The sequence below is a fragment of the Polaribacter atrinae genome (genome assembly GCF_038023995.1).
GTDB lineage: Bacteria > Bacteroidota > Bacteroidia > Flavobacteriales > Flavobacteriaceae > Polaribacter > Polaribacter atrinae.
This window is the reverse complement of the sequence record NZ_CP150660.1, coordinates 2,827,817-2,843,444: the sequence shown is the minus strand read 5'-3', so window position 1 is coordinate 2,843,444 and position 15,628 is coordinate 2,827,817. Positions and strand designations below refer to the sequence as shown.

Genomic DNA, 15,628 nt, shown 5'->3' with positions numbered 1-15,628 from the left:
TTAATGCTTAGATTCCCAAATACGTTTTCTTCCAGAGCTAGAATTACTATTACCACCACTTAGAGAAAAACGATATGTAATACCAACAGAACCATAAGTATGAGAACGTTGGCTTTGAAACCTTTCTTCATTATACTTATGCATTACCCCCCCTTGTAATCCAAAATGATCAGAAATCCAGAGTGTACCACCAATACCAAAATTTAACGTTGGCAGTAAATGTTTAGATTGTATAAGACTACCTCCAATTAACACATAAAGATTAATAGTATTTTCCGAAGTACCAAAATCATATCTAACCTCACCATCATAAGTAGTATATTCTTGATTATCATTAAAATCACTAGAAATACTCCCTGCTAATGTTATATTCTTAAATATATATGTAGCAACTGATAGTCTTGGAAACTGAGGAATAAGTCTACCTCCCATATCCGCACCATTTTCTACAGAATAAAGAACAGAACCAGTACCAATTGTTACAGCCCATTTATTAACCTCATTCTGACTAAAACTATTTAGCGTGAATAAAAAAATAAGTGTAAAAAGTATATGTTTCATTAGTGTTATCTTTTTTATAGTGATAGAAAAGCAATTTGCAATTTCTACTATTTTTTTTTGCAAATATATTGATTTAAGAAAGAAAATAAAGTGCTGTGTTTTTTTTTTAACTTAAAGTTTGATTTATTCGAATATAACAAAAATAGCATCCAATAAAATGTAAATTCATAATTTTCAACTCAATACCTTACATTATAACTTACACATTACAGATGTAATTATAATAATAAAATTCAATTACATAATAAAATATAAATCTCACTTAACAATCTTTTTAAATATTTTTTACAAGAGATTATGGCTCACATAAAATAGTTTTAAAACATTTTCTATTTAACAAATTCAAATTAATATCTTTGCTAAAATATTTCGGGTTGAGCAAGCAGAACATTGTAAATCAATATCAAAAATCTGCGAATGTATCGCAGATAATTAACCAACTTCAACAAGACAAAAACCATTTTCAAATATCGAATTTGGTCGGGTCTTCGTTGTCTTTTGTTATTTCAGAAACTTTTAAAAAGGCAGACAAACCTTATCTTTTAATCTTTAACGACAAGGAAGAAGCAGCTTATTACCTTAACGATTTAGAACAATTGTTAGGTGAAAAAAATGTGCTTTTTTACCCAGGATCATACAGAAGGCCTTACCAAATAGAAGAAACAGATAATGCCAATGTTTTATTACGATCAGAGGTTTTAAACCGAATTAATTCGCGTAAAAAACCTGCTATAATTGTAACATATCCAACTGCTTTATTTGAAAAAGTAGTTACAAAAAAAGAATTAGAAAAGAATACTTTAAAAGTTGCCGTTGGCGAGAGTTTATCACTAGATTTTGTTAACGAAGTGTTATTCGAATACAAATTTAAACGTGTAGATTTTGTTACAGAACCTGGAGATTTTTCTGTACGTGGAGGAATTATAGATGTGTTTTCTTTTTCTAATGATGAACCTTATCGAGTAGAATTTTTTGGTGATGAAATAGACAGTATTCGTTCTTTTGATGTAGAAACGCAACTTTCTAAAGAAAAACTAAAGAAAATTTCTATAATGCCCAATGTAGAAAACAAAACATTGGAAGAAAATAGAGAGAGTTTTCTAAAATACATCTCTTCAAAAACAGTCATTTTTGCAAAAAACACCGACTTATTAGTTGGTAATCTAGATAAGTTTTATCAAAAAGCAGAAGAAGCTTTTCTTAGTTTATCCAAAGAAATAAAACACGCAAAACCTAGTGAACTATTTTGTGATGGTAATTTTATAAAAAATCAATTACACGAGTTTTCTTTGATAGAAATGTCTCCGAAAGTGCAATCGAAAGAATTGTTAGAAATTGAATTTAATACCATTGCACAACCTTCTTTTAATAAGCAATTCAATTTATTAATTGATAATTTAGAAGAGTATCATAAGGCAAAATTTACCAGTTATATATTTTGTGCCAACGATCAGCAAGCAAAACGTTTTCATGATATTTTTGATGATGCAGAGCAAGAAGTACATTACGAAACCGTTGTTTTTCCATTATACCAAGGTTTTGTAGATGTAGATAATCGTTTAGTTTGTTACACCGATCATGAAATTTTTGAACGTTATCATAAATTCAGATTAAAAAACGGATATGCTAAAAAGCAAGCCATAACGCTTCAAGATTTAAACAAACTAGAAATTGGCGATTATGTAACGCACATGGATCACGGAATTGGAAAATTTGGTGGTTTACAAAAAATTGATGTCCAAGGTAGAAAACAAGAAGCCATTAAATTGGTCTATGGAGAAAGAGACATTTTATATGTAAGTATCCACTCGCTTCACAAGATTTCTAAATTTAATGGTAAAGACGGTAAAGCACCTAAAATATACAAATTAGGTTCTGGTGCTTGGAAAAAAATAAAACAAAAAACAAAAGCCCGAGTTAAGCATGTTGCCTTTAATTTAATTCAATTATACGCAAAAAGAAAACTCCAAAAAGGATTTTCTTTTGGACCAGATACTCACATTCAACATGAGTTAGAAGGTAGTTTTATGTATGAAGATACGCCAGATCAATTTACAGCAACACAAGCCGTAAAACAAGATATGGAAAAAGAACAACCTATGGACCGTTTGGTTTGTGGTGATGTTGGTTTTGGTAAAACAGAAGTTGCCGTAAGAGCAGCTTTTAAAGCTGTAGATAATGGTAAGCAAGTTGCAATTTTAGTACCAACAACCATACTTGCTTTTCAACATTATAAAACCTTTACCGAGCGTTTAAAAGATTTTCCTGTTAGAATCGATTATTTAAATCGTTTTAGAACAGCAAAACAAAAAACAGAAGCTATAAATGGTGTAAATGATGGTTCTGTAGATATTATTATCGGCACGCATCAACTTACCAATAAACGTTTACAGTTTAAAGATTTAGGTTTATTAGTTATCGATGAGGAGCAAAAATTTGGTGTTGCAGTAAAAGATAAATTAAAAACGTTAAAGGAAAATGTAGATACTTTAACCTTAACCGCAACTCCAATTCCTAGAACATTGCAGTTTAGTTTAATGGCTGCAAGAGATTTATCGGTTATAAAAACGCCGCCACCAAACAGGCATCCTATAGAAAGTAATGTCATTCGTTTTTCTGAAGAAACAGTACGAGATGCTATTGCTTACGAGATTTCTAGAGGAGGACAAGTTTTCTTTATTCATAATAGAATAGAGAATATTAAAGAAGTTGCTGGTTTAATTCAGCGTTTGGTACCAAATGCAAAAGTGGGTATTGGTCACGGACAAATGGAAGGTAAAAAACTAGAGGGATTAATGCTCGGTTTTATGAATGGAGATTTTGATGTTTTGGTTTCTACAACCATTATAGAAAGTGGTTTAGATGTACCAAATGCCAACACTATTTTTATTAACAATGCCAATAATTTCGGATTGTCAGATTTACATCAAATGCGCGGTAGAGTTGGTCGTTCTAACAAAAAAGCCTTCTGTTATTTTATAACGCCTCCGTATCACATGATGACGGATGATGCCAGAAAACGTATAGAAGCCTTGGTATTATTTTCAGATTTAGGAAGCGGAATTAACATTGCCATGAAAGATTTAGAAATTCGTGGAGCTGGAGATTTATTAGGTGGCGAACAAAGTGGTTTTATAAACGATATTGGTTTTGATACCTATCAAAAAATATTGCAGGAAGCTATTGAAGAGTTAAAGGAGAACGAGTTTAAAGAGTTGTATCCTACAAATAATTCCAAACCAAAAGAATACGTAAAAGAGGTTACAATTGATACTGATTTCGAGATTTTATTCCCAGATGATTACATCAACTCTATTACAGAAAGACTGGCTTTGTATAATAAATTAGGTGAGCTAAAATCTGAAGAAGAATTACAGGTTTTCGAAACTGAAATTATAGATCGTTTTGGAGAAATCCCTACGCAAGTAGAAGATTTATTAGATTCTGTTCGTATAAAATGGTTAGCCAAAGAACTTGGTTTAGAAAAAGTGATTCTAAAGCAAAAAAGAATGATGGGCTATTTTGTAGCCAATCAACAAAGCGAATTTTACCAAACAGATGCATTTACACGCATGTTAAAATACGTGCAGCAGAATCCTAAAAGCTGTGTGATGAAAGAGAAAGAATCTAAAAACGGATTGCGATTATTAATCACTTTTATTAGAATTGATACTGTAAAAACCGCATTGGGAGTCTTACAAAAAGTTTAGATTTCTTTTTAGAAGCTATTTCCTGCTTTCCACTGTATCTTTTTGCATAAAAAGCAAAAGGATGTCGTTTCAATCAGGGCTAAACTTGTTTGCAAGCGCTTTGTCATTCCTGCGAAGGCAGGAAACCATACATAAGTTTGCTTAAACAATTAAAAACCTATAACAGAGATGTTTGTGTCATTGCGAAGTTTACTTTTTTGTAAACTGTGGCAATCTCTGACTAAACAAGAGATTGCTTCGTGCCTCGCAATGACACTAATTAAAAACACAAAGTTTAGGCTTGTTCGCTAACTACTTTCACCTTTTCCTTTTAAAGGATTGTAAATAACCTTACTTATAGATTCCTGCATTCGCAGGAATAACAAAGAAAACTGAGTTCTAAATAATTTCCATTTTCTGCAATAAGAAAGAAGCATTCATGTTTTTACAAATCCCGTTTTTTAAGGTGTAGTCGAAATGCAATTCATCATTTATAATTTCTGCATCAAAATAATAGTTTTTAATGTCTGAAAACTCATTTTCTAATTCGCACAAACTCACATCATGAGTAGCAATAATTCCGGTGGACTTCGATTTTGTTAACTTTTCAACAAACTTTTTAGAACCAATTGCCTTGTCTTTACTGTTGGTTCCTTTTAAAATCTCATCTAAAATGATAAAATAATCTGTCGTTTTAATTTCATCAACAATAAACTTTAAACGCTTTAATTCAGAATAAAAATACGACTCATCTTCAGTTAAAGAATCTGTAGTTCGCATACTTGTAATCAATTTTATGGGAGCATATTTAAAACTTTCTGCACACACGGGCAAACCACAATTTGCCATTACAATAGATAAAGAAATGGTTCTTAAAAAAGTACTTTTTCCAGCCATGTTTGCACCAGTAACTATAAAAAATTGTTCTTTATCAATAGTAAAATCGTTGTCAATTCTTTTATCAACCTTTAATAAAGGATGTCCTAAATTAGTAGATTCTATAACTCCTTTTTCAGCAGTAATTTCTGGAAAAATAAATTTTGTATGGTTAAAATGAAAGTTTGCTAAAGAATTCTGAGCATCAAAAAAAGCAACCACAGAAAACCATTTATCTACCGTGTGTTTGTAGGTCGTAATCCATTTTTCTACTCTGCAAGCATTAAAGATTTCAGATAAAAAAAGTCCGTTACCAGCCACAGAAATTAAAATATTATTACGCTGATCAAATCCATCTAAAATTTTAGAAAACTCTTTAAAAATTGTTGAAGCTTTTTTACTCTCTGAATTAATAATTGCTTGTTTTTCTACTAAAACTTTAGAAGTAAATTTTTCGTTTTCAATTTCATTTAACAGTACGTGATATTGCTTAAAAGTTTCTCTTACTTTATCAGTATCCGTATATAAATTACTTGTTTTTTTAACAAATGCTGCTGTGATAAATAGTCCAACAAAAAACCAAAGAATTAAATAAGTAAACGAAACAAATCCAAAAGAAATTAAACCAATTAAAACTAAAGAAACTACCGAAAAACCAATTTGTACTCCCTTTAAAAAAGCAGGTAAAACTGCTGTATAATCCTGAATCCAATTTACAATAAAACCAGATGTATCTTTTGTGGTTATTAAACTTGCCAAAGCAGAAAAATGCTGCCTCCAAGTTACTTTTGTAGCTAATTCTTTAATAGTATTTTGCTTCTCTACAATTCCGTCTGTTTTATTTTCTGTAAACGTATTTGCAAGTAGTTTCTTCCCCTCGCCTGTTACCGTTCTATTTGCAAATTGAAAAAACGAACCAACACCAAACAAATCGATATCATTACTATAATAATGCGTTGGGTTTACAAATTCCTCTCCAGATTCTAAATGATGAAAATTTCTATTTAAAACCTCTAGTTCTGTATTATTAATGTAAATCTTAGCTTTAACAATAGCTCGTTTCCTCTGTAAACTAACATGTTTTACTACCAAAAAACCAAATAATAAAATCCCTAAAAAGGCGATGATAAAAACATCTGGATAACTACCAAAAGTTAGATACACTAGAAAGCATGTTGTTAAAAAAACAGCAAATCTAAAAACACTTAAGTTTACCGATTTACGTTTTAAAATGGTTGCTTCTTTTTCTAATGTTAACTTTTCTTGACTATAAAAATCTACAGGGGTTTTCATTCTTTTAATTTCTTTCTAAAAATTTAATTTCTAAGTTTTTGGCTAAATCTCTACCATAAATAACAGCATTTTCTATCTCATCAAAAACGGCAATTCTATATCTTTTATTTTTAACATCCCAAATATTAACTTCGCATTCTTCTCTTACATTTAAAAATGTAGAAACTCTATCTAATTTTCTTATTCTTTTCCATTTTCCAAAGCCAACAGGTCCTACAGAATAAAATTTTCTATATTTCATTTCTTGAAAATTAAAATGATGACTTTCCAAAACCGAAAACTTAATACCAAGTATAATTAATGTTGTAATAGAAAACACATTTGACCTTAACTTATTAAGAGGAAACGAACTTTCTATAATAAAATATTTATACACTAAAAACAACGTTAATGAGTAGAAAATTGCCGCAAGAGCTCTACTGAATATAGATCTTTTGCCAAAGTGAATAATTACGTTTTTATCCTTCAAAACTTAATAACCAGATATTCCTCCAGATAAACTTAACACATTTAATGCTGGATATTTTTTCTTTAACATTTTTGTTGCTCTGTAACTATTAATTCCTCTTTGACAAACCATAATGTAGGTTTTAGCAAAATCTACTTCTATAGTACCTACATTAAACTCATTAATAGGAATTGTTTGATGCACTTTAAAAGGTAATTTTAAATTCGGTAAAACTGCTATTAACTCTAAACTTGAATCTTCTAATCTTTCTTTTAATGCTGTTGCTGATATTTGTAAATCTGAATCCAAAATAGCACAAGCTGCATCAAAATAGGTTTGTATTTTAAATAAATTTGAAATCTTTTCTTTTAAAACAATTGGCTTTAACTTCATTTTTAATTGTGTATTTTGAAGCGAATTGTAAATCAATAATTCATTTGCTAACGGTTTTCCAATACCTGTTATCAATTTTAAAACTTCATTTACTTGTTGCGTAGCAATGAGACCAACAATAGCGTTCATCGTTCCCGCTTCTGAGCAATTAGGAACATCTGTTGCCATTTCGGGAAAAGCATCTCTTAAATTGGCTGAATAACTTCCGTCTTTTTGTAAAACATTAAAAGTAGCTACATAACCATCAAACTTATACAAAGAACCATATACTAAAGGCTTATTTTTAATAACGCAAGCATCATTTAACAAATATTTTGTAGGTAGAGAATCTGTACCATCTACAATAATATCAAAAGTAGAAATCAACTCAAAAACATTTTCTTTTGTAATTGGTGTATCCGTAAAACTAACGGTTGTAAAAGCGGCTCTTTTTTTTATAAATTCTGATAAAACTGCTGCTTTTGATTTGCCAACATCTTCTAAAGCATAAAAGACTTGTCTGTGTAAATTAGAAGCATCAACAGTATCAAAATCTACCAAATGAATTTTTCCAATTCCGCTTGCGGCTAAATACACAGCAATCGGACTTCCTAATCCGCCACAACCAACCACTAAAACAGATGCATTTTGTAGTTTATCCTGACCTTCTTTACCAATCTCAGATAAAGTAATTTGACGTTTAAAAAGTTGCTCTTTTGTTACACTCATTCAGCTCACAAGATAGTTAAATAAAAAAAGCCATCACAAAATTGCAATGGCTTTTAATTATCTCTAAAATATGTTTGACTTACTTATATTTTATCTTCATAAAAATTAAGTATAAAGCTAAAATTGCTGTAATAGAATTCGCTAAAATTATTGATAAACTATGTAAATAAACACCATAAATTGAACATAAAACAACTCCTATAAAAAAAACGATATACATGGTTAAAGAAAGTCCAGAGGTATCTTTTGTCTTATATGTTTTAAATACTTGAGGTAAAAATGATGCCGTTGTAAGTACTGCAGCAATTAAACCAATAACTTCATGTAGATCAATCACTACTTTTTATTTTATAATATATGAATTGCATAATTTGTCATTTCGAAATGAGCTTTTTTGCGATTGAGAAATCTCATAAAACAGCTACTATCTTTGTGAGATTCCTCCTCATTGCTTCGTTCGGAATGACAAAAACACCAAAATTAAACCTTCTTTAAACAAGTTAATACAAAAGTACACATTACGTGTTCTAGCCTACTATATTTATGATTTTTCCTGGAACTACAATTACTTTCTTAGGAGCTTTACCTTCTAATTGTGCAATTGTTTTTTCGTTTTCCATTACTATTTTCTCTATTTCATCTTTTGATAAATCTAAAGGAAGTTCTAATGTAAAACGCATTTTCCCGTTAAAAGAAATCGGATAATTTTTAGCACTTTCTACTAAATGACTTGCTTCAAAAACTGGAAATTCTGCAGTAGAAATAGATTCATTATTCCCTAACAAGCTCCATAATTCTTCCGCAATGTGTGGTGCATACGGAGAAACCAAAATTGCTAAAGGTTCTAATATTGCACGTTTATTACATTTTAAAGCAGTTAACTCGTTTACAGCAATCATAAAGGTAGAAACCGATGTATTAAAAGAGAAATTCTCTATATCATCTTCTACTTTTTTAATGGTTTTATGTAATGTTTTAAGTTCGTCTTTTGTTGGTGCTGCATCAGATACTTCAAACGTTTCTCCGTAAAAATATAATTTCCATAATTTCTTTAAGAAAGATGAAACTCCAGAAATACCAGAAGTTTTCCAAGGTTTTGCTTGTTCTAAAGGACCTAAAAACATTTCGAATAAACGTAAACTATCTGCACCGTATTCTTCGCAAATTGCATCTGGGTTTACCACATTGTATTTAGACTTAGACATTTTTTCTACCTCACGTCCTACTTTATAAACTCCGTCTTCTAAAATAAATTCGGCATTTTTATAATCAGCATTTAAAGCATGGTTTTTAAATCCATCAACATCTAATTCATCAGAAGCATTTACTAAAGAAACATCAGAATGTATCGCATTTTTAGTAATCATTACTAAATCTGCAAAATTAGGATCTAAGAATTTGTTATCTAATAAGTAATTTTTAACTAACGTTTCAAATTCATCATCAGAAGTACATAAATTTTTAGAAACAAAAACCGTTGGAATTTTCTCTAAAACATCATCCATAGATTTTTCATCAGAACAACCACAACCATTCTTTACAAAAGCGGTTGCTTTGTAAACAAAAGCAGAAGTTCCTAAAATCATTCCTTGATTAATTAGTTTTTTTGCAAACTCATCTACAGGAACAATTCCTTTATCGAACAAGAATTTTTGCCAAAAACGAGCGTATAATAAATGCCCTGTTGCATGTTCTGATCCACCAATATATAAATCTACTTCTTTCCAGTAGTCTAAATTTTCTTTGCTTGCAAACTCGTTAGCATTTGTCGCATCCATGTATCTGTTAAAATACCAAGAACTACCTGCCCACCCTGGCATGGTATTTAATTCTAAAGGATACACCGTTTTGTTTTTTAACTTTTCGTTAGAAACTACTTTTTTTCCACGAGAATCCCAAGCCCATTCTGTTGCATTTCCTAAAGGAGGTTTTCCATCTTCAGTTGGCAAGTATTTTTCTACTTCTGGTAGCACGATTGGCAAGTGTTCTGCATCAATCATCTGAGGCATTCCGTCTTTGTAATAAACCGGAAAAGGTTCTCCCCAATAACGTTGTCTACTAAAAACAGCGTCTCTTAATCTGTAATTTATTTTTCCGTAACCAAAGCCACGTTTTTCCATTTCGAAAATGGCTAATTTTAATGCTTTCTTATATTTTAATCCTGATAAAAAGTCTGAATTTGCAATTACAGTTCCGTCTTTATCAGCATGTGCAGCTTCAGAAATATCTACACCTTCAAAAATATTAGGAATCGGAATTCCAAAGTGTTTTGCAAAATCATAATCACGTTGATCTCCACAAGGAACTGCCATAACCGCTCCTGTACCGTAATTTGCTAATACGTAATCTCCAATCCAGATTTGAACCTTTTCACCAGAAAAAGGATGAATTGCATACGCACCTGTAAACGCACCAGAAATGGTTTTTACATCTGCCATTCTATCACGTTCAGAACGTTTTGCAGTGGCTGCAATATAAGCCTCTACTTCGGCTTTTTGCGCATCTGTTGTAATTTTTGATACCAACTCATGTTCTGGAGCCAATGTCATAAAACTTACTCCGTAAATTGTATCTGGACGTGTTGTAAAAACATCAATCTTATATTGATTTTCGTCTTTAGCTACAACTTCTTTTTCTGTTGTTTTTTCAATCTTTTTTGGAAATTGAATTGCATTATTAATTGCAGCAACAACTTTAAGTACATTTTCAACTACTTCTTCATTTGTAAAACGAACAACATTAAAACCTTCGCTTGCAAAATAAAGATCTCTTGCAGCTTCATCTTCTTTACCAGAAAACTCAACAATTAAGTTTTTAGCAACACAAACATAATCTACTAAAAAAGTACCAATTGTATATTTTTTTCTAAATTTTGATGCTCCTTTTTTATTCTTTAATTCATCCCAAAGAACTGTTTCTGCTTTCGATAAATTCTGACGTAATTCTTTTAATGCTTCTAATTCTTTATAAGATAATTTTACTTCAGATGATACTTTTTCAGAACCATTTGCTACATCAAAAGTAACCATGGCACCCACAGATTTTCCAATCCAATTAGTTTGAGAATCTTTTAAAGGTTGTGGCCAATCTATTTTTTCTAATCCGTCTAAAAGACGTTGTGCATATGCAGAAATTCGCATAGACCATTGTGTCATTTTTTTCCTAATAACAGGATGACTTCCACGTTCTGATACTCCGTTTACAATTTCATCATTTGCTAAAACGGTTCCTAAAGCAGGACACCAGTTTACTTCTGTATCAGACAAAAACGTTAAGCGGTATTGTAATAATATTTCCTCTTGTTCTTTTGTTGATAAAACTTTCCATTCATCCGCCGAAAAAGTTTGAATATCTTCATCACAAACTGCGTTTACAGTTGTATTTCCTTCTTTTTTAAAGATAGAAATCAACGTAGAAACATCTTCTGCTTTGTCTGTATCTTTATTATACCAAGAGTTGAATAATTGAATAAAAATCCACTGAGTCCATTTATAATATTCAGGACTCGAAGTTCTTACTTCTCTGCTCCAATCAAAAGAAAAACCAATAGTATCTAATTGTCTTCTATACGTTGCAACATTTTCTTCTGTAGTTTTTGCAGGATGTTGACCTGTTTGTATTGCATATTGTTCTGCCGGTAAACCAAAAGAATCATATCCCTGCGGATGCAATACATTAAACCCTTTATGACGCTTGTAACGTGCATAAATATCACTGGCAATATACCCTAACGGATGTCCAACATGTAAACCTGCTCCGGATGGATAAGGAAACATGTCTAAAACATAATATTTAGGTTTTTCCGATTCATTACTGGCTTTAAAAGTTTGGTTCTCTGCCCAAAATTTTTGCCATTTCTTTTCTATATCTAGGTGATTATATTGCATTTGATTCTTTTATTAAAGTAAGCAAATTTACGTTTATTCTTTGTAAGCAAGAAATTGATTTCTTTAAATTAAACGACATAAAAAAAACTGTCTAAATTTCTTTAGACAGTTTCATTTATTTCTTTAAGAAAATTATTGAATAGAAACAGAAACTACTGTATTAGCCCATCCCATTTTTAAAGTCATATCGTCTGAAAATATCATAGAAAAAGCTTCTATATTTTTATCTGAAGTAGAAACAGTACCAGGTACTCTAACAACATCTTGGTCTTCTTTATAAAAGTAAGATCCCCAAACATTTTTTGCCGTACTTAAAATTACAACCCAGTCACCTTCTGTTTTAGGAATTGTAAATAAAGTATAAGTTCCTGCTTTTACAGCTTTACCTCCAAAAACAACATCTTTATAAAATGTAATTTCCGGTGCTTCATTTGCACCAGTTCTCCAAACTTCATCAACAGGAGCTAATTTACTTAATGCTCTTCCTTTTAGTTGTGGTCTACCATAAGTTACTTTTACAACTTTATCTGAAATTTTATAGCTACTTGGATATGAAGCAGCATCCATTGGGCTTTTATCTAAATCTTTAAATTCTTGCGCATTTGTTTCTGTTAAACTAATTAGGGTAATTGCAAAAATTGCAATTGATAAAATAGATTTTTTCATGGTTTATTATATTTAATTGTTTCTAATATTAGTATTCAAGTCTTCTAAAAAATGAGAACCTTACAAAGGTTTCTTATTATTTTAAATTATAATCTAAAATAAGCATTTTATGTATGCTAAAATAAGAATAAAAAAAAAGTCGAGATTTCAGAATGCTGAAATCTCGACTTAATATATAAGTTTGAAATTATTATTTCAATTTCTTCTTAACTGCTACTTCTTTGTAAGCTTCAATTACATCTCCTTCTACAATATCATTGTAGTTTTTAATTTGAACCCCACAATCGAATCCTTTTGTAACTTCTCTAACATCATCTTTAAAACGTTTTAACGCTGTTAAAGTTCCGTCATGAACTACAATTCCGTCTCTAATAATTCTAATTTGAGAATCTCTTTGAATTTTACCAGACATTACCATACAACCTGCAATGTTACCAACTTTAGATATTTTATAAATTTCTCTAATTTCTACATTACCAGTAACTTCTTCTTTCATTTCAGGAGATAACATTCCTTCCATGGCGTCTTTTAAGTCATTGATAGCTGCATAAATAATAGAGTATGTTCTAATATCTACTTCTTCTCTATCTGCTACGGCTCTTGCATTTCCTTGCGGACGAACATTAAACCCAACAATAATAGCATCTGAAGCTGTTGCTAATAACACATCACTTTCTGTAATGGCACCAACACCTTTATGTAAAATATTAACTTGAATTTCTTCAGTAGATAATTTCTGGAAAGAATCTGTTAAAGCTTCTACAGAACCATCTACATCTCCTTTTAAGATAATATTTAATTCTTTAAAGTCTCCTAACGCAATTCTACGTCCAATTTCATCTAACGTTAATGTTTTCTGAGTTCTTACAGATTGCTCACGTTGTAATTGAGAACGTTTCGATGCAATTTGTTTTGCTTCTCTTTCATCATCAAATACAACAAACTTATCACCTGCTTGTGGTGCTCCATCTAAACCTAATATTGATACAGGTGTTGATGGTCCGGCAGTTTTTAAATTGTTTCCTTTATCATCAAACATTGCTCTTACTTTACCACTGTGCTTACCTGCTAACAAGTAATCTCCAATTTTTAAAGTTCCAGCTTGTACTAATATCGTAGAAACATATCCTCTACCTTTATCTAATAATGCTTCCACTACTGCTCCAACTGCATTCTTCTTAGGATTCGCTTTCAATTCTAAAACTTCAGCTTCTAACAAGACTTTCTCTAATAATTCTGGAACACCTGTTCCATGTTTTGCTGAGATATCTTGAGATTGTATGTTACCACCCCATTCTTCTATCAACAAATTCATTTGAGATAATTGCGTTTTTACATTATCTGGATTTGCATTTGGTTTATCAATCTTATTAATTGCAAATATAATAGGGACTCCTGCTGCTTGCGCATGAGAAATTGCTTCTTTAGTTTGTGGCATTACATCATCATCTGCTGCAACTACAATAATAACTAAATCCGTTACCTGAGCTCCACGTGCACGCATTGCTGTAAACGCCTCGTGACCTGGTGTATCTAAAAATGCTATTTTTTGATCTCCAACTTTTACAGAATATGCACCAATGTGTTGTGTAATTCCACCACTTTCACCATCAATAACATTTGCTTTTCTAATGTAATCTAATAAAGATGTTTTACCATGATCTACGTGACCCATTACCGTAATAATTGGTGCACGAGTTTCTAAATCTTCTGGTTTATCTATTACTTCTTCTATAGACTCTTCTACTTCTGCCCCAACAAATTCTACTTTGTGGTTAAATTCTTCAGCAACAATAACTAATGTTTCTGCGTCTAAACGCTGATTCATTGTTACCATCATACCTAAAGACATACATGCAGAAATAATATTTGTAACAGGTACTTCCATCATCGTTGCAACTTCACTTACAGTAACAAATTCTGTTACTTTTAAGATCTTGTTGTCTAATGCTTGAGCTTCTAACTCAGCATCAGAATGTTCTCTATGGGCATCCCTTTTATTTCTACGGTATTTTGCTCCTTTACCTCTAGAAGATTTTCCTTGCAGTTTCTCAAGTGTTTCTCTTACTTGCTTTTGAATTTCTGCTTCAGTTGGTTCTTCTTTTTTAACTGCTGCTGGTCTAGCTGCACCTCTACCACCTCTATTAAATGGAGGTCTACTTCCACCACCTGCTCTATTACCTTGACCTGGTCTACTTGGTCTTGCAGTAGCAGAACCTGGCGCACCAGCTTTAGTTACAATACGCTTACGTTTCTTCTTGTCCGCGTTTGCATCTTTTTTAGGTTCAGGTTTCTTTTTCTTAGGTCTTTCAAATTGTTTTAAATCAATCTTCTTACCTGTAAAATTAGGACCGTCTAATTTTTTATACTGCGTTTTGATAGCTTCTGCATTTTCTGCAGTAACCTCTTCTGTTTTTTCCTCTGATTTTGAAGCGTCCTTTTTTCCTTTTGGTTTATCACCAACTTTAGAAACTTCTTTTTCTATTTCAGAAACAGTTTTTTTAACTTCTGGTATAACAACCTTTGGTTTTTCAACAACTGGTTTCTCAACAACAGGTGTTTCTGCTACCTTAGGAGCTTCTGCTTTAGTCTCTACAACTGGAGCTTCTGCTACTACTTTAGGTTCTTCAACTTTAGGTGTTTCTGTTTTAGCTTTAGGTTCAGCAACAACCTCTACAGGTTCTTCTTTTACCTTTTCAACGTTATCAGCAGGTTTTTTACCAATATTATCAATATCGATTTTACCAACAGTTTTAAACTCTAATTTATCTGCTTTGGCTCTTAAAACCTCTTCCTTCTTAACCTCTTCCGCTCTTTTCTTCTCTAATTTAGCTTCATGCTCTAAACGAATAGCTTCTTTCTCTTTTCGTTTTTCCTCTCCAACTTCTTTAGATGCTGCTTTCTTATTAGCATCTTTTTCAAAGCCATCAAGTAAAACTTGATAGACGTCACCCGTAATTTTAGTGGTTGGCCTCGATTCTATTTCGTGACCCTTTCCCGCTAAATATTCGACTGCTCTATCAAGAGAAATGTTTAATTCTCTTAAAACTTTATTAAGCCTCATTGTTTTGCCTACAGACATATATTCTTTTTAACTTTATACTTGT

The 15,628-nt window shown here is 31.5% G+C and carries 9 protein-coding genes; 1 reads left to right on the top strand and 8 read right to left on the bottom strand.

Annotated elements, in window-relative coordinates:
* Positions 1-561 (bottom strand): hypothetical protein, encoded by a 561-nt coding sequence (locus tag WG945_RS12340; RefSeq protein WP_157603601.1) that lies wholly within the window; start codon positions 559-561, stop codon positions 1-3.
* Positions 562-935: 374 nt separating this feature from the next.
* Between WG945_RS12340 and mfd the strand changes: the two genes are divergently transcribed.
* The gene (gene mfd / locus WG945_RS12335; protein WP_068449566.1) at positions 936-4,271 is read left to right on the top strand and encodes a transcription-repair coupling factor; all 3,336 of its coding nucleotides are present in this window, start codon (positions 936-938) and stop codon (positions 4,269-4,271) included.
* Between the two features lie 378 nt (positions 4,272-4,649).
* On the opposite strand, the gene WG945_RS12330 is transcribed toward mfd, so the two are convergent.
* From WG945_RS12330 to infB, 7 genes are all read right to left on the bottom strand, one after another.
* Positions 4,650-6,419, bottom strand: coding sequence for a MutS-related protein (locus WG945_RS12330; protein WP_068449567.1), 1,770 nt, complete (start codon positions 6,417-6,419; stop codon positions 4,650-4,652).
* Positions 6,420-6,423: 4 nt separating this feature from the next.
* On the bottom strand, positions 6,424-6,660 hold the full coding sequence (locus WG945_RS12325; protein ID WP_068449568.1) for a hypothetical protein: 237 nt from the start codon (positions 6,658-6,660) through the stop codon (positions 6,424-6,426).
* 231 nt (positions 6,661-6,891) lie between these two features.
* Positions 6,892-7,968, bottom strand: a complete 1,077-nt coding sequence (locus WG945_RS12320; RefSeq protein WP_068449569.1) for a HesA/MoeB/ThiF family protein — start codon at positions 7,966-7,968, stop codon at positions 6,892-6,894.
* 79 nt (positions 7,969-8,047) lie between these two features.
* Positions 8,048-8,305 (bottom strand): SemiSWEET family sugar transporter, encoded by a 258-nt coding sequence (locus WG945_RS12315; protein ID WP_197482075.1) that lies wholly within the window; start codon positions 8,303-8,305, stop codon positions 8,048-8,050.
* 190 nt (positions 8,306-8,495) lie between these two features.
* Positions 8,496-11,855 carry a leucine--tRNA ligase gene (locus WG945_RS12310; protein WP_068449570.1) on the bottom strand — a complete coding sequence of 1,120 codons (3,360 nt, stop codon included), beginning with the start codon at positions 11,853-11,855 and terminating at the stop codon, positions 8,496-8,498.
* A gap of 132 nt (positions 11,856-11,987) precedes the next feature.
* The gene (locus WG945_RS12305) at positions 11,988-12,521 is read right to left on the bottom strand and encodes a DUF2911 domain-containing protein (protein WP_068449571.1); all 534 of its coding nucleotides are present in this window, start codon (positions 12,519-12,521) and stop codon (positions 11,988-11,990) included.
* Positions 12,522-12,711: 190 nt separating this feature from the next.
* Positions 12,712-15,603: a translation initiation factor IF-2 gene (gene infB, locus WG945_RS12300; RefSeq protein ID WP_068449572.1), complete on the bottom strand. Its 2,892-nt coding sequence runs from the start codon at positions 15,601-15,603 to the stop codon at positions 12,712-12,714.
* Positions 15,604-15,628: the final 25 nt, after the last annotated feature.